The organism is Thermodesulfobacterium hydrogeniphilum, from assembly GCF_000746255.1.
GTDB lineage: Bacteria > Desulfobacterota > Thermodesulfobacteria > Thermodesulfobacteriales > Thermodesulfobacteriaceae > Thermodesulfobacterium > Thermodesulfobacterium hydrogeniphilum.
This window is the reverse complement of the sequence record NZ_JQKW01000008.1, coordinates 113925-139054: the sequence shown is the minus strand read 5'-3', so window position 1 is coordinate 139054 and position 25130 is coordinate 113925. Positions and strand designations below refer to the sequence as shown.

Here is a 25130-nt window from a genome sequence, read left to right as displayed (position 1 = left end):
ATCCTCCTTATTTAAAGGGTTTTTAAATGTTTTTCAACTTCATTTGTTAAATCTAAAGGCAAATTTTCACTCCCTAAAATTATTTTATCCTCTGAAAGATATTTTAATGTATAAACAATTAAAGGCAATTCTCTTTTAACTTCCTCTTCTCTGATTTTTTGAAAGAGTTTATTATTTTCCCCCTCTAATTTTTGCAAACCACTTAGGTGATGTTTTAAAAGAAGTTTTTCAGTATAATCCCATAAAGGTATAAATTCAGGAGATCTTATAGAAAATCTAAAATAACTTACAGCTGGTCCTTCATCTAACTGAGGAGTTACCTGATGCATCATAGCTCCTGCCTCAAAGGCTCTTGCACTAATAAGTTGCCAGATAACTTCCTGCCAGGTGCCTTTAGGTCCCCCTGGTAAAGCAGGGTGCAAGTTTATTAAATTTAATCTTTTGCAGAATTCAGAAGAAACAATCCACATATAACCCGCTAAAATACCAAAATCTATATCCTCTGGCAGTCTTTTGAGAACCTCTTTATGGTATTTATCTCTCCACAAATCCTTATCATTTTTCCTTAACTCAGGCTCAAACTTTAAAGCTGAAAAACAAATAACCTGGAGTCCCATTTCTTTTTCCGCAAGAGTTATTAATCTATCAGAAATAGAATTTTCTCCTTTATCTTTACTTATAAATACATAAGAAATTTTAGCAGGTATAAAACCTGTCTTGATATAAGAAAAAACAATTTTTAAAAGATCAATAGCTGCTTCATCTCTTCCTGTAGTAAACCATCCCAATTTTTTAGAGTACATAGTTTAGACCTCCTAAATTAAAAGGGATTTCCCAGGGTTTAGGTATAAAATATTCAAAATATTGATAAACTGCATATCTATCAGTCATTCCTGAAATATAATCAGCTATTAATCTTGTTTTGGATTCCTTAGGGAAAAGTTCTCTTGCTTTTTTAAAATAATCAAGACTTTCAAAATTCTTATAATAAAATTCAAAAAGAGAATAAAGAAGCTTTTTAGCTTTGTCAAACTCTTTTCTTACTGTCTGAGAAAAATATATTTTTTCAAAAAGGAATTCTCTTAAAATGTTTAAAGCTTCCAGAACTTTTTCTTCCATAAGAATAATTTTTTTATTTGTCATTTTGGTAGTAAATATTACACTTTTTACCAATGTATCTATTCTTTTACTATGAGTTTCTCCTAAGATTTTCTTAGCTTTATCTGGAATATCATTTAAAGTTATTAAACTTGCTCTTATAGCATCATCTATATCATGATTTACATATGCTATTACATCCGAAATTCTGACAATTTCAGCTTCTAAAGTTAAAGGTTTATCTTTCTCTTTTTCACATAAAATAGGTCCTTTACCTTTAGAATGTTTTAATATTCCATCTCTAACTTCTAAAGTGAGATTTAAACCTTTTCCTTCTTTTTCTAAAAGATCAACCACTCTTAAACTTTGTTCATTATGTCTGAAGCCTTCTGGGAGTAATTCATTTAAAATTTCTTCTCCTGCATGACCAAAAGGGGTATGTCCTAAATCATGTCCAAGAGCTATAGCCTCGGTTAAATCTTCATTTAACCTTAAAGCCTTAGCTATGGTTCTTGCAATTTGAGCTACTTCTAAAGTATGAGTAAGTCGGGTTCTGTAATGATCCCCTCTGGGGGCTAAAAACACTTGGGTTTTGTGTTTTAAACGCCTAAAGGCTTTAGAATGAATTATTCTATCTCTATCTCTTTCAAAACAGGTTCTGATATCACATTCTTTTTCTGGTTTTAATCGCCCTTTAGAATACTTGGACCTGGTAGCAAAAGGAGAAAGAATTTGATCTTCCAATAATTCCTTTTGCTCTCTTATACAAAATTTATTTAACATCTTCTATTTTCAATTCTAAAGTATTAGTAAAAGTATTTATAAAAGGATTTCCTACTATTAAATTTATCTGATTTTGTTCTAAAATTTTGTTAAAACAAATGGCACAGAGCTCATTAACTCCATGCTTTAGCACAACTTTTGAATGTTTATCTTTCAGGATTTTAATATCTTTTACTTCAAAATTTTTCACAAGAAGATTGGGAGAAGAATGTCCTTCTCCATAAGGATGAAGTTGAGCCAAGGCATATAAAATTTCATGATGTAATAACTCTGCTAAAGTAGTTTCAGCATCTATGTAAAGATATTTTTCTGACCCATCTTTCCAAGAAATTGAACTTAATATATTTTTTAATTTTTCTTTAAGCTGTGGAATAAGATCTTTTTCTATTTGAAATCCAAAAGCATGTTTATGACCTCCATATTGTATTAATAGGTCTTTACATTGAGAAAATACTTTAAAAAAATTTAAATCTTCTGGAGATCTGGCAGAGCCTACACCAATTCCGTTTTCTAAAGAGACTACTATTACAGGAACATTGTATAAATTTTTAAACCTGTTAGCAATCAATCCCAACAAGCCCTTAGGAATATTTTCTAATATAAGAAATAAAAAAGGAAATTTTTTAAGTTCTTTTTCAATTTGAGGTAAAAATTTTTTTATTATCCCTGTTTCTATTTCCTGTCTTTGTAAATTAAGATTTTCTATTTCAGAGAGGTGTTTCTGAGCGGTTTCTTTGTCCTTGGCATTTAAAAATTTAAAAGCTAATTCAGGATATCCCAGCCTCCCTGTGGCATTTATTTTGGGAATAATTCTATAATAAAAATCTTCCTCTGATAAGCTATGCTTTATATTGAAATTTTCTAAGAGCACCTGGGTTGCTACAAAAGAAGGAGAAGAAAAATCTCTAAACCCCAAATAAGTAATGGTTCTATTTTCTCCTGTAAGAGGAACCATATCTGCTAAGGTAGCAAGGCTTACCAGTTCTAAATATTTTCTCAAAGAAGGGGGATTTTTTTCTTTAAAATATCCTTGTTTATATAAATAAGTTCTTAAAGCTCTGATAAGCGCAAAAACAACCCCGGTTCCACAAAGATGATAGAAAGGAGAAGAAGGTGGGGTAAGTTTCCCTGTGACAGTAATGGTATCAGGTTTATTAATAACTTCATGATGATCTGTAATAATTACATCAATTCCTAAAGCTTTAGCGGAATTTACTGTTTCATAAGCAGAAATACCTACATCTACAGTAATAATTAATTTTACACCTTTTGCCTTAATCTCAGGTAAAAATTTGGCATGAAAGCCGTATCCCTCTTTATTTTTACTTGGAATAAGCCAGTCTATTTCAGAAGTGAAAAGCTTTAAAAAATCATAAAGAATAAATGTACCTATTATACCATCTGCATCTGAGTCTCCATAAATAAGAATTTTTTCTTCTTTTTTTAAAGCTTTGTAAATTCTTTTTACTGCTAAATCCATCTCTGGAATAGTGAAAGGATCTGAGAAATCTGTTAATTGGGGATATAAAAAGGAATAAGCGGTTTTAATATCTGTGAAACCTTTATTGATTAGAATTTGAGCTAAGAGAGGAGGAAAAAATCCATATGTTACAAATTCATAGAGAAGATCTTTATTAGGTAATTTGTTGATCCACAGTTTTGTTGACGACATATTATATTTATTGTATCATAATTAAAATAAAAGTAAAAACATTCAAGATTTTAAGATAGAAATAGTTTGAAAAGCCGGCGTAGCTCAGGGGTTAGAGCAGCGGATTCGTAATCCGCAGGTCAGGGGTTCAAATCCCCTCGCCGGCTTGAAATTTAGAAATAATCAGTATTTTCAAAAACTCTTTCATGAAATTTTTAGTAAGAAACTAAAATTTCCATATTTAGCAGATAAGCCCCCTCTAAGAAAGGGATCTTACTTGTAACCGTGTTTTTTCATAACTCCTTTTTTGAAGTTTTTATAAGCCCTAAAAAGTCTTTTTTTAAAAAAATTCTCTGGATTTTGTTTAATTCAGCTTCAGCTTGTCTCTTTTTAAAAGAATCTGGTATAGTGAAAATCAATATGAGACTTTTCAGCTAAAATTATAAGTACTCCAAAACCAAGAATTAAAGATGTGGAAAATTCTGTAAATCTATTAATTAGAGGAAATTTAAAGAAAATTATAAAGATATATTTCAAAATTCTGATAAAAGTTTTATAAGAAGAATAGAGGCGCAACATAGAAACGATTTTCTTTCGTTGTTTAGTAATAGTTTTTACAATAAAACTAAGAAAAATACCTAATATACCAAAAATCAAATAAATTCGCATATCTGTGGTAACTCTTATAGGTATTCTTTGAGAGGTAGAAAAAACTTTACATGTTTGCTTGTTACATAACTCGTAAAAAACATTAGCTCCAATATACTTATTTTCTTCTGTTGTATATGTATATTTAGTTCCATTTACTTGTTCTCGAGCTATTGCAGATGGAGAAAATACTTTAAAAGGAATGATAATTTCACTCCCAGGATACAAAGAATTAATTTTAACAATAGAACCTTTTATTTTATATTGAGAAAGACTTTTAATTGTTTTATAATATTGAGGGATAGACGGAAGCATAGGTTTTGAGAAAAACAACTGGCAAAATAGGTATAACAGTAATATTTTTGATATGTGCAGAAGTACTTATTTTAACCTGAATTTGAAATACATCTCCTTTTTCAATCACTTGTTTGGCTGGATAATACTTCAATTTTGGGTACAGCTAAACCAATAGAACAAAAATATAATGAATTGATAAGAAAATTTATTAAAATTTGACAAAAATGAGAGTGTTCCACGTGGAACATTGATTATATAAACCAAAACCTACAAATAGGGCCTTTTGGAACAGAAGATTTTGGTTGTTTTAAATTTCCAAAAATCATTACTATTGGAGTTATAATTATTATTAAACAATAAAACATCAGTTAAAAAGAGCTTGTAGATTCATAAAAAAACCAAAAATGATAAAAATAAGGATTTGGCTAAGCAGGGATTTGTATAACCAGCTAATAGCAAAATAGATAGAAATTTAAAAAATAATTTAAAAAGTAAATAAAATTTAAAAGTTGATAAGCATGGAATTTTTAAAACAATTAGGTTATAATAATTTTAAATATTAAAAAAAATTATTTAGTAGGTAAAAAACTTGACCACCTTGGAGGCTTTTAATTTTGTAGAGGAACTTAATAGAAAAAAATATGAAGAATTTTTAGACTGGAGACTACTTTACATTAGAGAACTTGAAAGTTTGGTTGATTGCAATTTTCATACACCAGCCTAAAGTGTTCCACGTGGAACACTTTCATTTTTACAAAGTTTGTTTTTTAAGCTGTTCTTAAATTCTAAAAGGGGGATAAAATAGAAATATGTATATTGCAAGAAGACCAGTATTTGGACATTATGAGTATTCTTTAAAAGAATCTTATTATGAAGATCCGTATTGGAAGAGCAGAACCATTTTAAATCTTGGTTCATCTCCAGAAGATTATATCATATATTACAGTGAGGTGGGTTTTTTTATTGATTTAGAAGAAACTCTTGAAAAATTAGGGTATAAAGTTGATCAATGGAAACTTGAAAAATTATTTTTCCGATTTTTAAATTCTGAAGCTAAGAGGATTATTACTCAATTCACTCGATCACAAGTTATTAAAATAAAAAGAAAAAAGGTAAATATAAAAGATTTCCATCCTTTTGATATAAAAAGAAGAATAGTTTTAAAATTTGGCATGTCAAACCCAGAAAAATATATGGACTGTCCCTATCCTTTCTTGAGTGAGCTTTATGAAAAATCAAGAGATGAGCTGGAAAATTATTTTTGGGATCTGGAAGATAGCTTAAAGTTTAAAGAAAAAATAAGATATTTAATGATTATCTTTGGTTTGAATTATATTCCTTCTTGGTTTTCAGAAGAAGATATAGATAAAATGTTTTTAAATAACTTTTGCAAAATTTTAAAAGATGAAACTTTTAGAATGGGTATGGATACCGAAGAATTGCTGAAAACTTATTTCTGTAGATATATTTGGCTTTATTTCGATGCTATTCCTTTATTTAAGAGACCCAAAAAATTTCATTTCATAGACAATTTTAAAGAAAATGAAATATTCCTAAAAGCCTCAAATCTTTTAGGAATTTCTATTGAAATTCTTAAGAAAGCTACAAAAAAGGAATTATTTAAAATATATAGACAAAAAGCCAAAGAGCTTCACCCTGATAAAGGTGGTTCTCATGAAAGGTTTATCCAGCTTAAAAAAGTTTTTGAAGAACTATTAAAACTTAAAGAAAATTAGAAGAGGGGAAGAGAGCCAAAACTTGTCTCTCTTCCTTTTTAAGAGGTGTGGTATGAAGGGTTACACTTAAAACTTAATTTGCAAAGTAAGCTGAACTCTTGAGTCATCATCTTTATTGTCTTGGTCTAAATGATCATAATCAAGTAAAACCATATTTTTATGAGGTTTATCAAAATGATAGGCTAAACCAACAATATATCTTTTACTTTCATCATTATCTTGATCGTCATTTGGATCAAAATAATCATATCTTCCTATTATACTGATAGGCAAACTTGAAAAAGCATAAGGTTTTAATTCTAAAAATAAAGAATAACCATCTTTATCATAATTATCATCTCCATTTAAATTGCCTTTTCCCCAATAATATTGAGCTGTAGTAGTAAAATATTCATGTTCATAGCTTGCAAAAAGAAGATTTACTTTCCAATCAGGAGGGTTATCAGCTTTATTCCCTTTACCACGAATTCCAAAGTAGGAAATTTGGAATCCAGGTAAAATCTCAGGTAAAGGTCTAATGGTAATTCTTGCTTCTATAGGTTTATTATTATTTTTCTCTCTGCCATGGTATCCAGCACCATTATATATTCCTAAAGCAATACTACCATAACGCCCAGGATAATGAGAATTAACATGCTTTTTATACCACTCAGGCATTTCTCCTCCAAGAAGTGCCATAAAAGTAGCTCCAAAATCTGCTGAATTGTAAATATGATTCCTTTCTGTAAACATTGTATCCTGGCATCTAAAAAAATTAACATGTTCTTCAAAATCAAGCCATGGGAAATGAACCTGCCCAAATTCTAAAGTAGGTTTGGTTAAAAATCCTATATCCGGAAATTTAAATTTTCCAAAAATATATTTTGTTCTTACTACTATAGAACCATCTAAATTACCAGTATCCTCGTTGGCTTGAGTAACATCAAAAGTTACATGAGCATCAAGCCAAGGAGTAATGCTTTTGGTAAATCTTACATAACCTCTTTTTATAGCTATTTTGCTTTTGTAATCTGGACCGTTTTGTGTCCAATTTTGATAAGAAATATACCATAATCCATTTATTTTAAGACCTTTTAATTTTTTAATTATGTCTTCTAAATCTTTGTTTTTTTCTGAAATCTCTTTTTTTGTTTTTTCAATCTCTTTATTTATAGCTTCTATATCCTTTTCCTTAGCCTTTAATTTTCTTTCTTTATCTTCTAATATATTAAGCAATTGCTTAATTTCTGCTATTTTGACATCATATTCTCTTAACAAAGCTCTTAATTCCTCTATTTTAGCATCTAATTGTGCTTCTTTAGAATAGACAATGTTTTTAGTTTGAGATGTTTTTAATTGAAAATCTTCAGCTAATCCAGAAGAAACTGTAGATCCTATTAAACCAGCTGAAAAAAATAGGGTTAAAGCCTTACTGATTTTTCTTTTAAACATATTTCCCCTCCTTTTTAGAGATTTTTAACAATTAAAACCGTATTTATTGTAAAATAAAAAATTTTAAAAAATTTAAAATTTTTATAAAATTTTAGTTAAAATTATGTAAAATTTTGGTTAAATTTTAAATCTTTTTAAGATCCACCTTGTAAAAATATACTAACAATTTTATAATTAAAAATTAAATTTTTAATTAGGAGGAATTATGAAAATAGATGAGGTTAAAGTTTCAGATGTAATGAACAGACAATTAATAACTGTTCCTATGGAAGCAAATTTTAGAGAAATACTTGAGACTTTAAGAAAAGAAAAAGTTCATGCTGTTCTTGTATTATCTCCTACTGGTGAACTTGCAGGAGTTATTAGTCAAACCGATATTATAGAAGCTTTATTAAAAGATGGAGAAAAAGTTTTTTCTTTAACAGCTGAGGATTTGATAAGTCCAGGTGTTTATACTATAGAAGGGAATGCCTCTTTGAAGCAAGCTATAGATAAAATGTTAAAACACAAGATTCATAGAATACTTGTAGTTTCAGAAAAGGTAGGGAAAACAGTTCCTGTAGGAATTTTATCTGCAACAGATGTCTTAAAATTTTTGGACAGAGAATCTTATTTAGTAAGATAGAAATGATGATCTCTATCCAGATAAAAATTAAGCCATGATGAGGTTTTATAAAGAGTCCAATTTCTTGGAGGAACAAAAGATATTTTAAAAACCTGATTTAATTTTTTAGCTTTTTTAAGTCTTTCATAAGCTCTTACATAGACACAGATTTTCTTTCTGGGATACACTTCACAATAACCATTCCAGCTCCCTCCACAAGGTCCATTAACTAAAAATTTGGCACATTGGCTTTGAGGACATAAATAAGCAACTTCTGGTAAAAAGCAATCTCCACATTCCTGACAATTAAAAAGAAGCTTTTTAAAAAAATATTCTGTGCGAGTAAAAAAATTTTTAATTCTTTCGTGATGATCTATAAATAAAGCCAGTTTTTTCAATTGTGGATAAATAGGGCTGGTTTTAGAAAAGAAAAGATAATGTAAAACATTATAAAGTTTATATCTAAAAATTTGAGAAGAGACCGGATTTTCTTTTTTATTTCTATTAAAAACTTCATATAAGGAATAAGGTTGAGAAACACCTTGATTTTTTGGAGAGCTCCCAAAAAGTTTATCTAATTCAGGTTTTTTAGCTAAATAATTATTAAATTTTTCTAAAAGTTGCTGAAATTTTTCTAATTTTAAAGGAAGACCGCATAAATGAACACCTTTATATCCTAATTCTTTAACTAAATACATAAATTTTGCCAAAGAATCTATAGGATCAAGGATATTATAAAAATCATCTCTAAAATAAATACCCGGAATATTATTATTTTTAAAAATTCTGGCTATTTTTTCATTTACATAAAACAAACCTGCTAAAATGGGAAGTTCTTTTAATTTTTTATCATCTTCTGGATTATAAATAGAAGGATCTTGTAGATATTCTGCAAATAAACGAGTAAACCCTAATTTGATAATTCCTATGAAATCTGCAAAACCCTGAGGATGAAAACCTACTTGTGTAATAAAGAAATAAGCTTTGGCTTTAAATTTTCTGTAAAATTTTACATATTGCCAGAAAAGCTCTGCAGAAAGAGTTTTAAAAGGGTTAACAATAGCGCCTTTATAAAAAGGAATAGGAGCAAGCTTAATTCCTCCACCTGGAACCCAGGAAGGAAGTTCTATACCTTTTTCTATTTCAGTGATTAAATAAAGCAGACTTATAGCATCTAAATCAAAAACAGGTTTTGCTTTTCCAAAAAAGCCGTATCTTGGATAATCTCCTGTCATAATTAGTAAATTATGAAGTTCATTTCTATCCAAAGCCAAAAGTTCGCTTTCTATAGCATTTCTATTTTTATCTTTACAAGAAAAATGAACTATAGGTATAAACCCCATAGTTTTCAAATCATTGCCTAATACTGAAGGAGTTAAAGTAGGATTTCCCCCTGCATTATCAGTAATAGTGAAGACCTTGATAGGTAAATTTTCCTTAGAAACTTTAGAAATAAAATTTATAATATCTTTATATTGCCGTGTTCTTGTGCTTCTTGATGGGACAAGTTCAAAGGTTATTACAAATTCAGAAGAATTAAAAAGTAAGGCTAATTCATTTTTTTGTTGATTCATAATTTAAAAATTAATTTCAAAAATAAAAAAAGGGTTAGGTTGTTAAAAATTTATCAAATAGTTGGAAATAAGTTAACAAACATCTTAAAATCATAATAATAAAAAATAAAAAAAGGAGTAAAAATGGAAAAAGTAAAAATAGCTATTATAGGAGCAGGTCCAGCAGGCATAGCTTCTGCTATAGAAGCTAAAGCTTCTAAAATAGAGCCTGTGGTTATTTTAGAAAAGAGTGATCAAATTTGTTATACAATTAACAAATTCTATAAACCTGGAAAAAGGGTTGATGCTAATTTTAAAAGTGCAGGTATAAAACCTATAGGACTTTGTTCTTTTGAAACAGAAACTAAGGAAAATTTTTTAAAAAGAATAGAAAATTGGACAAAACAATGGAATTTAGATATTAGATTTAAGGCAGAAGTTACTAATATAACTAAAAATGGAGAAGGATATGATATTTGGATTAAAGATAATCCTGAAATTTGGGCTGAATTTGTGATTATTGCTATAGGAATTTTTGGCACTCCCAGAAAACCTTCTTATCCTATTCCTTCTGAATTAAAAAACAAGATTTTTTTTGAACCTCCTCAGCAACAATTTGAAAATAAAAAAATTTTAGTTGTAGGAGGAGGAAATACTGCTGCAGAAGTAGCTTATAGTTTATGTGATAACAATGAAATTTATATTTCTTACAGAAGACCCCAATTTTTTAGAATTAATGAAACCAATTTAAAAATACTAAATGAAAAAGCAAAACAGGGGAAGATAAAACTTCTTTTAAATACAGATATTGAAAAATTAGAACCTTTTGATGATAAAATAAAGGTATATTTTAAAAATAATAAAGAAGATATTTATGATTATATTATTTATTGCTTAGGTGGATCTACTCCTAAAAGATTTTTACAAAAAATAGGAATACAAATGGATAACAAGAAGCCCTCCTTAGATGAATATTTTGAGACCAACTTGCCCAAGGTTTTTTTAGTAGGAGATATAGCAGTAGAAAAAGGCAATATTATGAAAGCCTTTAATACTGCACACATTGTAATAAAAAGAATTAAAGAAAAGTATTTAAAATAAACAGGTCATTTAAACAAAGTGATTATTAATATACCTAAAAGCATAAAAATTACAGAGAAAAGTCTGATTAAAAAATAACTTTCTTTAAATATTAAATATCCCAAAATTACAGCAAAAAGTATACTTGTTCTTTTTAGGGCTATCATATAAGCTGTTTCTATATGACTTAAGGCTATCATGTGGCAAAAACACATAAGTGCCTGAGTGATACCTACCAGTAAAATAGCATTTTTATATCTTTTGATAAAATCTAAAATTTTTATTTTATAAAAAATTTTTATTACTAAAGTTGCAAAAACTCCCAAAAGAGAAAAATAAAAAGAGGCAAACCAAACAGGATCAGTTAATAAAAGCCCTTTTTTACCAAGAACAGATGTTATAGAATAAATAAAAGCCACTTTAAGTAAAAGCAAACTTCCTTTTTCTTTTTTAATAGCCTTTATAGGAGATAACCAACCCTCTTTAATAGAGGGAAGATTGATACAATAACTTCCTAAGACTATCAAAAGAATACCCAAAGCTCCTAATTTAGAAATTTCTTCTCCCAGAAGGATATAGCCTGTTAAAATAATGAATATAGGAGTAAAAGAAAGGAAAGGAAGACTTAAAGAAAGAGGAGAAATCTGGATTCCTTTCATATAAAGAAGCGTTGCTATAATTTCTAAGATTAAAAGAATTGAAACTGTAAAAACAAAATTAGAAGAAAAATAAAAAAAACAATTATGTTTAAGGGTTAGATAAACAAACAAAGGGAAAAGAAAAGGCAAACTACCCAATGTTCTTGCAATTACCATATAAGGAGAACCCAGAGAAGATAGAAATTTTTTATTTAGAGCATCACTTAAAGCTACAAAAAATCCGGCTAAAATAGCAAAAAGAAAATAAAGCATAATTTATTTGAGATCCTTTAAAGGACATTTTTCACATATTGGAGTTTTCTTTTTACAGTAATTTTTACCACAAGCTACAAACAAAGCATGATATTCATTAAAAAGCTTGGGATCAGGTGGTAGATTTTCCATAAATAATTCTTGTATTTCATCATAAGTTGATTCTTCAGGAATTAAATAATGGCGATTTAAAATTCTATAGGTATAGGTATCAACTACAAAGACAGGAAAATTACCAGCATAAAGTAAAATACTGTCCACAGTTTCTTTCCCCAGTCCTCTTAAGTTTAGCAATTCTTTTCTTATTTCATTAAGATTCTTGGAAAAAAGCTTTTCCAGGTTTCCTTCATAATTTTCTACTAAAAATTTTATAAATTCCTTTAACCTTTTAGCTTTTATATTGTAAAAACCAGAAGGTTTTATAATATTTGCCAATATATTTAAAGGTAATTCATAGAGCTTAAAGGGATCCAGTAAATTTTTTTCTTTTAGATTATTTATGGCTTTTTCTACATTTTTCCAACTGGCATTTTGAGTAAGAATAGCACCTACACAAACTTCAAAAGGTGTTTTAGCAGGCCACCAGCCTTGAGGACCAAAATGCCTGAAAAGTCTGTTATATATTTCCTCAAGAATTTTACTAATATCTTTCATACCTCGTCCTTTAATCTTATCACTTCTGTTCCTGAAGGTAGGTCTATAACCCAAAAGCCAAGCTGATGAAGTTCATCTCTTATTTGGTCAGCAAGAGCATAATTTTTTTCTTTTTTTGCTTTTTTTCTTAATTCTATTTTTTCAAGTATTTCTTTATCTTTAACCTTTTCAGGAAATCTTAGAACTTTAATAACTTTGTTTAATATTCTTAAACTTTTAAAAATTTCTTCTTTAAATCCCTCAGGTAAACCAATTTTAAAAAAGGGATAAATTTTTTTAAAAAAGGTTATTAACTCCGAAATAGCCACAGGTGTATTTAAATCTTCTTTTAAAGCATTTTGCCAATTTTGATTAAATTCTTTTAAAAATTTCCAGGGCTCTTCTTTTTTTTCTGAAATTTCTGTAGCAGCTCCTAAAAGAGCTATATATTTGTCAATTTTTTCTAAAATTTTTTTGCTTTCCTCAAGACCTTTCCAGCTAAAATTAAAAGGATTCCGATAATGAGTTCTTAAAAAATAGAATCTTAAATCTCTACCTGAAAATCCTTTAGCCTTAAGATCATCTATAGTGATTTTGTTTTCTGAAGAAAGTTTTTTTTCATTATAAAAAACCAAGCCAGTATGTATCCAATATTTAGCAACCTCCTTTCCTGTTAAAGCTTTTACTACTGCTCTGGTATTTTCATGATGAGGAAAGATAAGATCATTACTGCTGGTAAAAATATCTATTTCATTTCCTAAGTATTTCAAAATTAAAGTTGCACAATGAATATGCCAGGTCGGTCTAACTTTTCCAAAAGGAGTATTTATAAAATAGCCTTTTTTTAATTCTAAAATTTGAACTCTTTTTAATAAAGCAAAATCAAAGGGTTCTTCTTTATCATATTCTTCTACATCTATGGTAGCACCGGGTTTAAGATACCTTAAATCTATTTTAGAGAGCTGTCCATAATCTGGAAGTCTTGAAATATCAAAATAAAGACTTGAATATTTTATATAAGCCATATCTCTCTCTAAGATTTTCAAAGCAACTTCTTTCATATCCTCTAAATGTTCACTCACCTTGGGATAGAAATCAGCTTTATCAATTTTAAGCCATTCTAAATCTTGATAAAATCCTTTTTCTATATCAGAGGTATAATCTTTTAAATCAATCTCTTTTTTTAAAACAGCTTTTATAGTTTTATCATCAAAATCAGTAAGGTTAATTACATGTTTTACCTGATAATTTTTTAGTTTTAAATAATTTTTTAGGAGATCTACAGTAAGAAGTCTTCTATAGAGTCCTATATGGGGTTTAGCGTTTAAAGTGGGTCCACAGGTATAAATTTTAACCTCTTTATCTTTTAAAGGTCTGAAGATTTCTCTTTTTCCTGAGAAAGTATTAGTAAGAATAAGATCAGCTTTTTCTGTAGAATCTATTTTATCCAAATCAAAACTCCATAAAGGTGTAGATAGATATCTTTCACCTCCATCTGGAAAAATTACTACTATAAGTCCTTTGTCAATTTCTTTAGCAATTTTTAAAGCTCCTGCCAGAGCAGCGCCAGAACTAATTCCTACAAAAATACCTTCTTCTTTTGCCAGCCATCTTGTCCAGTAAAAGGCCTCTTCATCATCTATATTTATAATTTTGTAAAGAAGTTTTTTATTATAGATACTCGGAGGATAGGATTCCTTCATATTTTTTAAGCCTTGAATTTTATGCCCAGGATTAGGCTCAACTCCTATAACTTTAAAAGGTAGATTATTATCCTTAGCATATTTTGCTATACCCATCGCGGTTCCAGTGGTTCCAAGTCCACAAACAACATAGGTAACTTTTCCTTCTGTATCTCTCCAGATTTCAGGTGCAGTAGTTTGATAATGGCTCATCCAATTAGCAGGATTATTAAATTGATCAGGACAATAGTATTTATCTGGATATTTTCTTATTAATTCATATACAGCCTCTATAGCACCATCTGTTCCTTTTTCAGCAGGGGTTAATAAAATTTCTGCACCATAAGCCTGCATAATTTTTCTTCTTTCAATAGAAGCAGCTTCAGACATAGCAATCATACATTTATAGCCTTTTACTGCACAAACTAAAGATAAGCCTATACCTGTATTACCACTGGAAGCCTCTATGACTATCTTTTCAGGAGTTAAAAGCCCTTTTTTTTCAGCATCCTCAATCATAAAAAAAGCAGGTCTATCTTTAATAGAACCTCCGGGATTTAAACTTTCTAATTTGCCAAAAATTTCTATAGAAGACTTGACTTTTAGTTTTCTTAGTTTAATTATTGGAGTATTACCAATTTTTTGCAAGATATTATGAAATTTCATAAAATCCTCTTCAAAGTTTTAATTGCTTTATTTTATATCACTTTATTTACTTGCCAAGTAAAAGCTTTTGCTTTTTCTTTTATTTATATATTCCCTCATAGATTTATTTATTTAAAAAATAAAACCTATATTATTCAAAAAAATGATACTTTGGTTGATTTAGCGGTAACTTTTGAAGTAGGATATTATCATTTAACTCTTGCTAATCCAAAAATAGATCCTTGGGTACCCAAGCCTAAAAAGAAGATCATTATTCCCTATCAAATCCTTATTCCTCAGGAATTTTCTAAATATTTTCATTCCAAATCTTATATAATAATTAATCTTCCCGAAATGAAGCTTTATTATTTTAGATTTCCAAAGTTATTCGTTTTTCCTATAGGGGTAGGAGATGTAGGGAGATTACCAGATCCAGGTATTTATAAGATTATTAAAAAGAAAAAAGATCCTTTTTGGTATCCTCCACCTTCTATAAAAGCAGAAGATCCTACTTTGCCTGATGTAGTTCCTCCTGGACCAAACAATCCTATGGGTAAATATGCACTTTATTTATCAAGAGGACTGTATGCCATTCATGGCACCAATAAAATTTATAGCATAGGAAGACGAAGTACACACGGCTGCATACGTCTTTATCCTCAGCATATAAAATTTCTCTATAATAATGTTACTGTAGGAACTACTGTGCAGATTGTTTATGAACCTTATAAACTTGCTGTGGAAAATAAAAATATATACATTCAAGCTTATGAAGATATAGAAAAAAGAATTAAACATCCGATTTTCTATATTATTAAAAAATTGGACAAATTGATAAAACATCAAAATTATCAAATTAACCTTTTAAAACTGGAAAAAATTTTGAAAAATCCAGATGGTTTGATTTATAAGATAGGCAAAATTAAGTGAAGATTAATCTATTTTCCGAAACCTTTTAGGGATTATGAAAAAAGTTAAAGCTCTATCTTCAGTTTCTTCTAATAAACCAGCTTTATAAATACTTTTTAAAGCTTCAATGTGAAGTTTATGATGAGAACAATCAGCTTCTATTTCAGCAATTAAAGGATATCCCAGAGCATAAAGATCTCCTATTATATCTAAAATTTTATGCCTTACAAATTCATCAGGTCTTCTTAATCCTTCAGGATTTAAAATTCCTTCTTTATCTAAGACAATAGCATTGGATAGATCTCCTCCTTTTAAAATACCTTTCTTTTTTCTTTCAAAAAGAATATCCTTAAAACCAAAAGTTCTGGCAAAACAAATTTCATTAAAATAGGTTCTGGGATTGACCTCTATAATAAAACTTTGTAAACCTATTAAAGGATGATCAAATTTTATAGATGCATTTATTTTTAAAGTATCAGAAGGTTTAAAAGTTATACTGCCTATACCATTTTGATAATGGAAAGTTTTTTTTATTTTCAATTTTTTCCGGGGAGCAAATAAAAATCTATATCCTTTTTCTTTTATTTTTTTAGCCCAAGGATAAGAAGATCCATCTATAAGAGGAATTTCTTCTCCATGGACGCGAATGATGGCATTATCTATTTGAAATCCGTGTAAAGCTGATAAAAGATGTTCTACCAAATAAATAAAATGTTCTCCATCTGTAACTGCAGTAGCTCCATCAAGCCCTATAACATTTTCTATTTTTAAAGGTATAACAGGTTTGGAGGGTAAATCCTCTCTTATAAAAATTATGCCTGTATTTTCTTCTACAGGCTCTATTTCAACCTTTATATTTTTCCCACTAAAAATACCCTTATCTTCTAAAACTATTTTATCAGCTACAGTTCTCTGATATTCCATATACCCTTTTCCCTTAGACAGAATTTCTCTAAAAAAATTTTAAACAAATTGTATGCCAGTTTTGATCTTAAAGATTAGCCAAATTTTAAGGAATTTTTAAAAATATACAAGTGTTAAATAAAGTTTACAACTGTGTAGAAAATTACACACTCAATCTAAGGTTATAATATTATCATTTAAAATAACCTTTTTTACTCTACCTTTGAGTTTTTTATTTAAAAAAGGGGTATTTTTGCTTTTAGATTTAATAAAATCTTCTGTTAAGATGTATTCTTCTTCAGGATCTATAATAATAATTTCAGCTGGAGCCTCTTTTTTAAAGCAAGGTGGTTCTATTCTTATTACTTTAGAAGGATTTGTTATTAAATATTTTGCTAATTGTAAAGGAGTTAGGTAACCATCTCTAACCAAATTTAAACTTAAAGGTAATAATAATTGTAACCCTATCATACCTGGAGAAGCAAGTTCAAATTCTATTTCTTTTTCAAGAGAACTATGAGGAGCATGATCTGTAGAAATAATATCTATTAATCCTTCTTTTAGAGCCTCTTTTATAGCCTGAACATCTTCTTCAGTCCTTAAAGGAGGATTTACCTTAGCAAGAGTATTATAATTATCCACTTCTTTTTCGGTTAAAGTAAAATAATGAGGGCAAGTTTCTGCTGTAAAAGGAATTCCTTCGTCTTTAGCCCATTTAAGAAAGGGAATTACTTCCTTGGTTGAAAGATGAGCTAAGTGAACAGATTTTTGAGCTTCCTTAGCCAGAATTAAATCTCTAATTACAGCTATTACCTCAGCAGAAGGAGGTTTTCCTTTTAATCCTAATTTAGCTGAATATATTCCCTCATTAATTTGACCTCCTTGAGATAAATTTTGATCTTCACAATGAGAAATAACCGCCAGATCAAAATGTTTAGCATAAAATAAAGCTCGTTTCATTATTTCAGAATTTTGGACCCATTTTCCATCATCAGAAACCCCCACAGCACCTGCTTCTTTTAATCTTCCAAATTCTGTAATCTCTTCGCCCTTTTGGCCTTTAGTAATACATGCTATAGGATAGACTTTTACATAACCTTTTTCCTTACTTTTTTTAACAATATAAGAAGTTACTTCAGGAGAATCATTAGGGGGATTTGTGTTAGGCATACAAGCCAGTCTTAAAACCCCACCATACAAAGCTGCTTTGGTTCCTGATTCTATATCTTCTTTCCATTCCTCTCCAGGATCTCTTAAATGTACATGAATATCTACCAATCCTGGTAAAACCCATAATCCCTTTGCTTCAATAATTTTAATGGCATCATTAATTTCAATATTTTTATCAAACCCTACAATTTTTCCATTTTCTATTAGAAGATCACCTTTTAAATCTATATTTTGAGTTGGATCAATAATTCTACCATTTTTAATAAGTAACTTCATAAGTTTTTTCACCTGTAAGTAATTTTAATAAAATAGCCATTCTAATAGCTACACCATTTTCTACCTGATCTAAAATTACTTGAAAAGGATATTTTTCAAGTTCAGGAGAAAGCTCAATTCCCCAATTAATTGGGCCAGGATGCATAAGTATAGCTCCGGGTTTTATAATATCCAAATACTGGGGTTTTAATCCAAAAAATTCATAATATTCTTGAAAACTTGGAATAAGAGCTTTTCCGTGTCTTTCTTTTTGAATCCTTAGAGCTATTATTACATCAGCATCTTTTATAGTTTTTCTTAAATTATAACAAATTTTGAAAGTTTTTTCTGAAAGTCTGAAATAGGATTCCTCTTTTGGATCCGGTAAAAGTGGGGCTGGACCTGTAACATAAACAGATGATCCCATTTTTTGGAAAGCCAGTATATCAGAATGAGCCACTCTGCTATGTTTTATATCCCCAATTATAGTCACTTTTAAATCTGATAAAGTTCCAAGTTTTTCTTTTATTGTAAGAAGATCTAACAAAGCCTGAGAAGGATGTTCATGTGTTCCATCTCCAGCATTTACAATAGGAACTTTGCTATGTTTAGCTATGAAATGTGGAGCACCAGCTAAGGGATGTCTTATTATAAATAAATCTGCTCCTATAGCCTCTAAATTTTTAACTGTATCTAAAAGGGTTTCTCCTTTTTCTATACTTGACCCCTTAGCAGTAAATGCTAAGGTATCAGCTGATAAAACTTTGGCTGCTCTATCAAAAGAAAATCTTGTTCTTGTAGATGGTTCATAAAAAAGATGAATAATCAATTTACCTCTTAAAGTAGGCACCTTAGGAATAGGTCTATATAAAATTTCTTTTAAATTCAAACCCAAGTTTAAATACTCTTTTATTTCTTCTTTTGATAAAGAAGCTATATCTAAAAGGTGATTTTGTTTTAAAGCCATAAATATTCCTTAATATGGTCTAAAGCTTCTTCAGGAGTATCAACAATTTTAAACAATTCTACATCCTTAGAAGAGATTTTATTGTTGGGGATTAAATAATCTTCCATCCATCTATAAAGTGTATTCCAATACTCTCTATCTATTAATACTATTGGCACAGGTTTAATTTTTTTAGTTTGAACTAAGGTTAAAACTTCAAACATTTCATCCAGAGTTCCAAATCCTCCTGGGAAGAAAACAAAAGACACAGAATACTTTGCCATCATAACCTTTCTAACAAAAAAATATCTAAATTCCAGCTTTATATTAGCATATGGATTAGGAGCCTGCTCTAAAGGTAATTTTATATTAAGACCTACTGAATATCCCCCAGCCTCTGCAGCACCTTTATTAGCAGCTTCCATGATACCAGGACCACCACCTGTAATAACTGAAAAACCCGCTTTTACAAGAAGTTTAGCAAGTTCTTCAGCTTTTTTATAATCTGGATGTTCAGGAGGTGTTCTGGCTGAACCGAAAATTGTTACTCCAGGATAAACTCTTGGTAAAACTTCAAAACCTTCTACAAATTCTGCTAAAATTTTAAATAATCTCCAAGACTCCTTTGCAGCTAAGCCTTCTAAAACATATTGTTTTTCTTCAAAAAGTCTACCGTTAAAAAATTTCTCCATAAATTAAACTCCTTCTAAAACTTCTTTTAAAAATTTTAAAGAATTTATATCAAAAAGCAAAAAGAATTTTAAAAAATCTTCTGCAATTTTTAAAATTTTAGTCTTATTTTTTCTGTTTAAATCCATTCCTTTTTCTAATTCTAAAAAATTTAATTTATTTAATGGCATTTTAATTAAAATTCTTAAAATCTCAAGGATGTTAGCTTCTAAAATTTCACATCTATCATCTTTGCATTTATAGCATAATAAACCTCCTTCTGGAATAGAAAAATAAAAAATCTTTTTAGGTTCATATCCACACTTTACACATCTAAACAATTCAGGACACCATCCTAAAAATTTTAAAAAGTTTAATTCAAAATAAGGTTTTAACCATATAAAATTGTTGTTTGTTTCTACCAAATTTATAAAACTCTTTACAAAATTAAAAGTTTTTTCTCCACCTATAGAACTTATTTTTGATAGTATTTCCCCTATATAAGATAAAAAAATATATTTTTTATAATCAATTCTTATATTTTCAGGTAAAAAAATAAAATCAGCTTTTTCCAGAATAGGAAGTTTTCCTTTTGAAGTTTTTCTTAAATGAGCCTTTATAATATTAAATTCCTCAAGCAAATTAACAAATCTTTTACGACTTTTTCGTGCGCCTTTTGCAATAGTCCAAAATTTCCCTTTTGGAGTAAAGAGTTCTAATAATAAATCTATTTCTCCTAAATCTTTTTTAGAGATAATGATAGCTTCTGTAGAAAAAAACATTTATAGCTAAAGAAAGATTTTGATATACCTTTTTTCCTGAAGATCTTTAATCCATTTTTCTATATAAGCTTGAGCTTTTTTCTCAAAAAGTTTTTTATAAAGTTTGGGCTTTAGTTTTTCAAAAGAAGGAGGTTTGTTATAACCCTTTTTAATTAGTTTAATTATATAAAAATTATTGTTAATATTTATAGGTTTAGTTATATCTCCAGGTTTTAAATTTTTTAAAGTTTCTAAAATTTCCGGAGCCAGTTCTTCCTCTTTAAATGCTTCATTTTTAATAAATTTTAACTGATTAGGATAAGTTTTAACAATTTCTTCTAAGGACACACCTTGGTTTATTTCCTGATAAATTTTATTAGTAAGATCTTTATTTTTAACAATTAAAATAGATATCCAATATTTATAATCTTTATCATCATAATTTTTAATAGCTTCTTTATAAGCTTTTTTAAGCTCTTCATCTGTAATTACAACCTTTTCTTTTACCTGTAACTGAACCAATTTTATTTTTAATAATTTATCTTTTAATTTTTGTTTATAATCTTGTAAGGTTAATCCTTGCTGTTTTAAAATTTCTTTAAATTTTTCTTCTCCTAAGGATTTTTTTTCAGCTTCTAAATATTTTTCAACTTCCTCATCTGTTACAGTTAAATTATATTTTTTAGCTTCTAATCCTATAAGAGTATCCTCTACCCAGTCTTTTAAAACCTTTTTTTGTATTTCTTTTTTTAATAGTTCCTTTTCTTCAGGAGGCATATCAGATTTTAAAAATTTTTCAAAATAGGGTTTACACAGCTTGTTTAATTCATAAAGAGTTAAAAATTTATCACCTACTACAGCTACAATTTTATTAACAACCTTTGTAGCAGGGAGAAGATCAATCCAAAATAATATAAAAAGAACTACTACAAAAATCAATTTCTTAAACATGATCTTATTCTTCAGAATCTACACCAAGAGTAACATAATATCTGCCTTTGGGAGTTCGGATTCCCAACAAAACTTTCTTAGACTTTAAAGAAGGTTTTAAAGCTTCATAAAAATCTCTTAAATTTTTAATTTTTTTGCCATTTACTTCATCTATTACAAGTCCTGGAGATAGACCAGCATAATCTGCAGGAGTTTCAGGAAGTATCTCTTTAATAATAACTCCTTGGGTACTTCTAAGTCCCAATTTATTAGCTATTTCTGGAGTTATTTCTTCTACTACCAATCCAAAATCTTCTAAAAGTTTTTGCAATTTTTTAAATTCAGGTTTAGAAGTGAAGAATTCTTTTTTTGGAGATTCTATTCTAACTTTTAACTGGATCTTTCCCCCATTTCTTATAACAGTTAAGGTAACTTCTGTACTGGGTTTAGTTAAAAGTACATAATTTTTAAGATCCGCAGCATTTTTAACAGGTTTACCATTATAAGATATGATTACATCTTTCTCTTTTAATCCAGCTTTTTCAGCTGGAGAATGATGTATAACTTCTGTAACTAAAGCTCCTTCAGAAATATTTAAGCCAAGCTCCTTAGCTAAAGCAGGAGTGAGATTTTGAATCACTACTCCTAAGTATCCTCTTTCTACTTTACCTTTGGTTTTTAATTGAGTCACTACATATTTAATTATATTGCTGGGAATAGCAAACCCTATACCCATATAACCACCAGATCTTGTAAAAATAGCAGTATTCATACCAATAACTTTACCTTGAAGATTTAAAAGAGGTCCTCCAGAATTCCCAGGATTAATGGCAGCATCCGTTTGAATAAAGTCTTCTATATTAGTAATACCTATACCACTTCTACCTTTAGCACTTATAATTCCAGCAGTAACAGTATGAGTCAGACCAAAGGGATTGCCTATAGCGATAACTAATTCGCCTGGTTTTATTAAATCAGAATTACCAAGAGTAAGTGTAGGAAGATTATGGGCGTTTATTTTAAGAAGAGCTATATCTGAAAAAGGATCTGTTCCTACAACTTTAGCTCTAAATGTTCTACCATCAGTAAGTTTTACTGTAATTTTCTGAGCTCCCTGTATAACGTGATTATTAGTAACTATGTATCCATTTTTAGAGATGATAAAACCAGAACCTGCTCCTCTTTCTCTATAACGAGGTGGAGAAAAAAACCTTTTAAAAAATTCATCTCCAAAAAAATCAAAAGGAAACAATTCGCGAGGCATGGATATTACCTTTTCTGTTTCTATATAAACTACTGCCGGAGCAGCTTTTTGAGCTACATAAGAAAAAGCCTCTGAAACCTTCTGAGCTAATTCCAAATTTTCCTTAGAAAATTTAACTCCGTCCTCAGCTATTAAAGGCTTATTAGAAAAATAACCTTTATCCAAATAAATTTTAAAAATGACCCCCAGAGTAAAACATAATAAGACTATTATCAAAGTTTTATAAAGAGAATTGGATCTCTTTTTCATAAAAATTTCCCTCCTTTTCTTTTTTAGTCAATTTTTTTATTACATAATTCATAATTTTCTTTAAATTTACCACATCCTCTTTGTTATAAATTATTAATTTTCTTAGAGCTTTTTTATCTTTATATTCTACCCATTTTTGCCATAATTTTACAGCATCATATCCATTTAAACCATCTGTTTCTCTTGAAATACCTAAAAATTTTTCTATTTTCTTTAAACCACCTTTTAAGCCAATTTTTTTTGTTAATAAGAATAAATCTAAATGAATTATAGGGGTTTCTAAAAAAGGGAATTTCTTTTTTATAAAAGGTATATCAAAATTTTCCCCTCCAAAGGTTATCCAAATAGGCGTTTCATTTAAAATTTTTAAGGATTTTTCTAAATTTATATCTTTTATAAAAGGCAAATAAATTCCATTTCTATAAGTGCCTATTAAAGTAATATCATTCTTATTTTTGGATAAGCCTTCAGTTTCAATATCCAGAAAAAGAACATGAGAAGGAAAATGGAGATATGTTTTCCATTTATTTTCTTCAGTTATATCTAATTTTTGAAGTTCAATTTTAAAAATTTCTAAATTATTTCTCTCCATTTTTAACATCTTTCTTTAAATAAATTTTAGGGTTATATTTTTGAACTAATTTAACAAATAATTTTTTTATTATTTTATTTTCTTGTTCCTGAATATAATCCTGCTTTACTATATTTTTAACTTCTTCAAAGGATAAAGTTTTAGCAGGTATTTTTTTTTCAACCTTTACAATATGATATCCGTAGATAGATTTTATAGGTTGACTGATAGTTCCGGGTTTTAATTTAAATATTTCTTTTTCAAATTCAGGTATAGTTTCTCCTTTTCTTATAATACCCAAATCTCCTCCTTTATCTTTTGAAGCTGTATCATCAGAATAAATTTTAGCCAAAGTTTCAAATTTAACACCCTTTAAAAGTTGATCTCTTATTTTTAAAGCTTTTTTATAAGCTTTTTCTTGAGTAGCTTTATCTGCATTCTTAGGTACATAAATCAAAATATGCTTTATTTTTAATCCTTCTGGCTCAACATATCTATTTTTATTTTTCTTATAATACTCCCTGAGATTTTTATCTGTAATCTTTATTTCTTTTAATTCTTTTTCTAAATATTTTTGAGCTAAGAAATTTTTTTCTAATTCTATTAATTTTTTTTGAACATCTGGATTTTTATCCAGGTGTTCATCTTTTGCTGCTAAAGCTAACAGAGAAATTTGTAGCCATCTTTCAACTAAAGCTTTTATTAATTTTTGTTTTAATTCTGGTTTTTGTTTTAAAGCTTTACTGACCTGAGGATTTTGTTTAATAAGATCTTCTAAATCGCTCATATAAAGCTTATAAGGTCCAACTTTTGCCAAAATATTTTGATCTTGCGCCCATAAATAATTAAACAATGCTAAATTAAAAATTAAAAAAAATAAAATAGAAAATTTTTTCATAAAAACTCCTTTTATTTTATTATAGTTTTGGGATGTAAAATACCAGGGCCTGCTACTTTTCCTGGTAATACAAAAGAACCTTTACCTAAAATTGTCCCAGGTTGCAAGACAGAATTACAACCTGTTTGACAATTATCTCCTAAAATAGCTCCTAATTTTTTTAAGCCTGTAGATATCCTTTCCCCATTTATTTCAAAAAATATTTCTTTTTTGGTAAACTTAAGATTAGCAAGTTTTGTTCCTGCTCCAAGATTGACATCCTTGCCGAGGATACTATCTCCTACATAAGCAAAATGAGCAGCTTTAGCAGAAGTAAAGAAAATACTATTTTTTACTTCTGTAGTATGTCCTATAACAGCATTTTTACCGGTATATACACTTCCTCTAATATAAGCTCCTTGCCTTATTTGAGTTCCTTCGGAAAAATAAGCTGGCCCTGAAACCATAGCAAATGGCTCTACTATTACATTTTTTTCAAAAAATATCTTTGAATTCATTAAAATTGCTCCTGCATATAAAATAGCACCTTCAATTTTTTCTCCTTTAAAATAAAACTCATTTTCTATAATTTCTATTTCATTTAAAAGCAAGATTTCCCCTTCTAAAGTTAAAAACAAACTTTTAGAAAGGGGTTCTCTTAAAGGTATTTTTTTTGGCAAATCTGGAATTAACTCTAAGAGATAGTTTTTAAGTATTTTTAAAGGCTCCCAGGGATATTCAGTTTTAAACAAATTTTTAATTTTTTCTACTTCTAAATTGTCAAAAAGAGAAAAAATTTTTAGCTCCATAGTGGATTTATTATAAACCCAAAAAAGTACTTGTCAAAATAAAAAAATTGATTAAAATTTATAAT

The 25130-nt window shown here is 28.7% G+C and carries 25 protein-coding genes and 1 tRNA gene; 6 read left to right on the top strand and 20 right to left on the bottom strand.

Annotation, left to right across the window (positions count from 1 at the left end; translation table 11 throughout):
- Nucleotides 1–11: 11 nt before the first annotated feature.
- The 3 genes from CC87_RS04540 to recJ are packed head-to-tail and all read right to left on the bottom strand — an operon-like array spanning nt 12 to nt 3553.
- Nucleotides 12–803 carry a formyltransferase family protein gene (locus CC87_RS04540; protein ID WP_038056587.1) on the bottom strand — a complete coding sequence of 264 codons (792 nt, stop codon included), beginning with the start codon at nt 801–803 and terminating at the stop codon, nt 12–14.
- Nucleotides 793–1881 (bottom strand): deoxyguanosinetriphosphate triphosphohydrolase, encoded by a 1089-nt coding sequence (locus tag CC87_RS04535; RefSeq protein ID WP_038056585.1) that lies wholly within the window; start codon nt 1879–1881, stop codon nt 793–795. Before CC87_RS04535 ends, CC87_RS04540 begins: the two co-directional genes overlap by 11 nt.
- A complete protein-coding gene (recJ, locus tag CC87_RS04530) occupies nt 1871–3553 on the bottom strand; it encodes a single-stranded-DNA-specific exonuclease RecJ (RefSeq protein WP_038056583.1) in 1683 nt (560 codons plus the stop codon). Before recJ ends, CC87_RS04535 begins: the two co-directional genes overlap by 11 nt.
- Nucleotides 3554–3626: 73 nt before the next feature.
- On the opposite strand from recJ, the gene CC87_RS04525 reads away from it, so the two are divergent.
- Nucleotides 3627–3699: transfer RNA gene (locus tag CC87_RS04525), tRNA-Thr, on the top strand.
- 223 nt (nt 3700–3922) lie between these two features.
- On the opposite strand, the gene CC87_RS04520 is transcribed toward CC87_RS04525, so the two are convergent.
- Nucleotides 3923–4495 carry a hypothetical protein gene (locus CC87_RS04520; RefSeq protein WP_038056582.1) on the bottom strand — a complete coding sequence of 191 codons (573 nt, stop codon included), beginning with the start codon at nt 4493–4495 and terminating at the stop codon, nt 3923–3925.
- Nucleotides 4467–4628: a hypothetical protein gene (locus tag CC87_RS09025; protein ID WP_156955575.1), complete on the bottom strand. Its 162-nt coding sequence runs from the start codon at nt 4626–4628 to the stop codon at nt 4467–4469. The genes CC87_RS04520 and CC87_RS09025 overlap by 29 nt, the downstream gene beginning before the upstream one ends.
- Nucleotides 4629–5066: 438 nt before the next feature.
- Here CC87_RS09025 and CC87_RS09095 point away from each other — a divergent pair, with 438 nt between their 5' ends.
- Together CC87_RS09095 and CC87_RS04515 are read left to right on the top strand one after the other, a co-directional pair.
- Complete coding sequence (locus CC87_RS09095) at nt 5067–5201, top strand: Lcl C-terminal domain-containing protein (protein ID WP_169740263.1); 135 nt, start codon at nt 5067–5069, stop codon at nt 5199–5201.
- 85 nt (nt 5202–5286) lie between these two features.
- Nucleotides 5287–6213, top strand: coding sequence for a J domain-containing protein (locus CC87_RS04515; RefSeq protein WP_038056580.1), 927 nt, complete (start codon nt 5287–5289; stop codon nt 6211–6213).
- A gap of 66 nt (nt 6214–6279) precedes the next feature.
- On the opposite strand, the gene CC87_RS04510 is transcribed toward CC87_RS04515, so the two are convergent.
- Complete coding sequence (locus CC87_RS04510; protein WP_038056578.1) at nt 6280–7644, bottom strand: hypothetical protein; 1365 nt, start codon at nt 7642–7644, stop codon at nt 6280–6282.
- A gap of 205 nt (nt 7645–7849) precedes the next feature.
- Between CC87_RS04510 and CC87_RS08635 the strand changes: the two genes are divergently transcribed.
- Nucleotides 7850–8269, top strand: coding sequence for a CBS domain-containing protein (locus CC87_RS08635; RefSeq protein ID WP_051920574.1), 420 nt, complete (start codon nt 7850–7852; stop codon nt 8267–8269).
- On the opposite strand, the gene CC87_RS04500 is transcribed toward CC87_RS08635, so the two are convergent.
- On the bottom strand, nt 8254–9822 hold the full coding sequence (locus tag CC87_RS04500) for a methylenetetrahydrofolate reductase C-terminal domain-containing protein (protein ID WP_038056576.1): 1569 nt from the start codon (nt 9820–9822) through the stop codon (nt 8254–8256). The genes CC87_RS08635 and CC87_RS04500 overlap by 16 nt on opposite strands.
- Nucleotides 9823–9945: 123 nt before the next feature.
- On the opposite strand from CC87_RS04500, the gene CC87_RS04495 reads away from it, so the two are divergent.
- Nucleotides 9946–10902 carry an NAD(P)-binding domain-containing protein gene (locus CC87_RS04495; RefSeq protein WP_038056574.1) on the top strand — a complete coding sequence of 319 codons (957 nt, stop codon included), beginning with the start codon at nt 9946–9948 and terminating at the stop codon, nt 10900–10902.
- A 5-nt stretch (nt 10903–10907) separates the two neighbouring features.
- Here the strand turns inward: CC87_RS04495 and CC87_RS04490 are convergent, their stop codons facing one another.
- The 3 genes from CC87_RS04490 to cysS are packed head-to-tail and all read right to left on the bottom strand — an operon-like array spanning nt 10908 to nt 14773.
- On the bottom strand, nt 10908–11792 hold the full coding sequence (locus tag CC87_RS04490; RefSeq protein ID WP_051920572.1) for a DMT family transporter: 885 nt from the start codon (nt 11790–11792) through the stop codon (nt 10908–10910).
- A 3-nt stretch (nt 11793–11795) separates the two neighbouring features.
- A complete protein-coding gene (locus CC87_RS04485) occupies nt 11796–12446 on the bottom strand; it encodes an endonuclease III domain-containing protein (RefSeq protein WP_038056572.1) in 651 nt (216 codons plus the stop codon).
- Nucleotides 12443–14773, bottom strand: a complete 2331-nt coding sequence (gene cysS / locus CC87_RS04480) for a cysteine--tRNA ligase (RefSeq protein ID WP_038056570.1) — start codon at nt 14771–14773, stop codon at nt 12443–12445. Before cysS ends, CC87_RS04485 begins: the two co-directional genes overlap by 4 nt.
- Here cysS and CC87_RS04475 point away from each other — a divergent pair.
- The gene (locus CC87_RS04475; protein WP_051920570.1) at nt 14762–15682 is read left to right on the top strand and encodes a L,D-transpeptidase family protein; all 921 of its coding nucleotides are present in this window, start codon (nt 14762–14764) and stop codon (nt 15680–15682) included. The two genes, cysS and CC87_RS04475, sit on opposite strands and share 12 nt — an antisense overlap.
- Nucleotides 15683–15685: 3 nt before the next feature.
- Here CC87_RS04475 and lpxC read toward each other — a convergent pair whose 3' ends face one another.
- The 10 genes from lpxC to CC87_RS04425 form a co-directional block, all read right to left on the bottom strand.
- The gene (lpxC, locus tag CC87_RS04470; RefSeq protein WP_051920568.1) at nt 15686–16585 is read right to left on the bottom strand and encodes a UDP-3-O-acyl-N-acetylglucosamine deacetylase; all 900 of its coding nucleotides are present in this window, start codon (nt 16583–16585) and stop codon (nt 15686–15688) included.
- Nucleotides 16586–16735: 150 nt separating this feature from the next.
- Nucleotides 16736–18010, bottom strand: a complete 1275-nt coding sequence (locus tag CC87_RS04465; RefSeq protein ID WP_038056569.1) for a dihydroorotase — start codon at nt 18008–18010, stop codon at nt 16736–16738.
- Nucleotides 17994–18956, bottom strand: coding sequence for an aspartate carbamoyltransferase catalytic subunit (locus CC87_RS04460; protein ID WP_038056567.1), 963 nt, complete (start codon nt 18954–18956; stop codon nt 17994–17996). The genes CC87_RS04465 and CC87_RS04460 overlap by 17 nt, the downstream gene beginning before the upstream one ends.
- Nucleotides 18947–19627 carry an LOG family protein gene (locus tag CC87_RS04455; RefSeq protein WP_038056565.1) on the bottom strand — a complete coding sequence of 227 codons (681 nt, stop codon included), beginning with the start codon at nt 19625–19627 and terminating at the stop codon, nt 18947–18949. The genes CC87_RS04460 and CC87_RS04455 overlap by 10 nt, the downstream gene beginning before the upstream one ends.
- A 3-nt stretch (nt 19628–19630) precedes the next feature.
- Nucleotides 19631–20386 carry a DNA repair protein RecO gene (gene recO / locus CC87_RS04450; RefSeq protein ID WP_038056563.1) on the bottom strand — a complete coding sequence of 252 codons (756 nt, stop codon included), beginning with the start codon at nt 20384–20386 and terminating at the stop codon, nt 19631–19633.
- A gap of 6 nt (nt 20387–20392) precedes the next feature.
- Nucleotides 20393–21316 carry a SurA N-terminal domain-containing protein gene (locus CC87_RS04445; RefSeq protein ID WP_038056560.1) on the bottom strand — a complete coding sequence of 308 codons (924 nt, stop codon included), beginning with the start codon at nt 21314–21316 and terminating at the stop codon, nt 20393–20395.
- 4 nt (nt 21317–21320) lie between these two features.
- Nucleotides 21321–22808, bottom strand: a complete 1488-nt coding sequence (locus CC87_RS04440) for a DegQ family serine endoprotease (RefSeq protein WP_038056558.1) — start codon at nt 22806–22808, stop codon at nt 21321–21323.
- Nucleotides 22780–23400 (bottom strand): ribonuclease H-like domain-containing protein, encoded by a 621-nt coding sequence (locus tag CC87_RS04435; protein WP_051920566.1) that lies wholly within the window; start codon nt 23398–23400, stop codon nt 22780–22782. The genes CC87_RS04440 and CC87_RS04435 overlap by 29 nt, the downstream gene beginning before the upstream one ends.
- A complete protein-coding gene (locus CC87_RS04430) occupies nt 23387–24277 on the bottom strand; it encodes a peptidylprolyl isomerase (protein WP_038056556.1) in 891 nt (296 codons plus the stop codon). The genes CC87_RS04435 and CC87_RS04430 overlap by 14 nt, the downstream gene beginning before the upstream one ends.
- Before the next feature lie 11 nt (nt 24278–24288).
- Nucleotides 24289–25065, bottom strand: a complete 777-nt coding sequence (locus CC87_RS04425; RefSeq protein ID WP_084222197.1) for an LbetaH domain-containing protein — start codon at nt 25063–25065, stop codon at nt 24289–24291.
- Between the last annotated feature and the right edge of the window lie 65 nt (nt 25066–25130).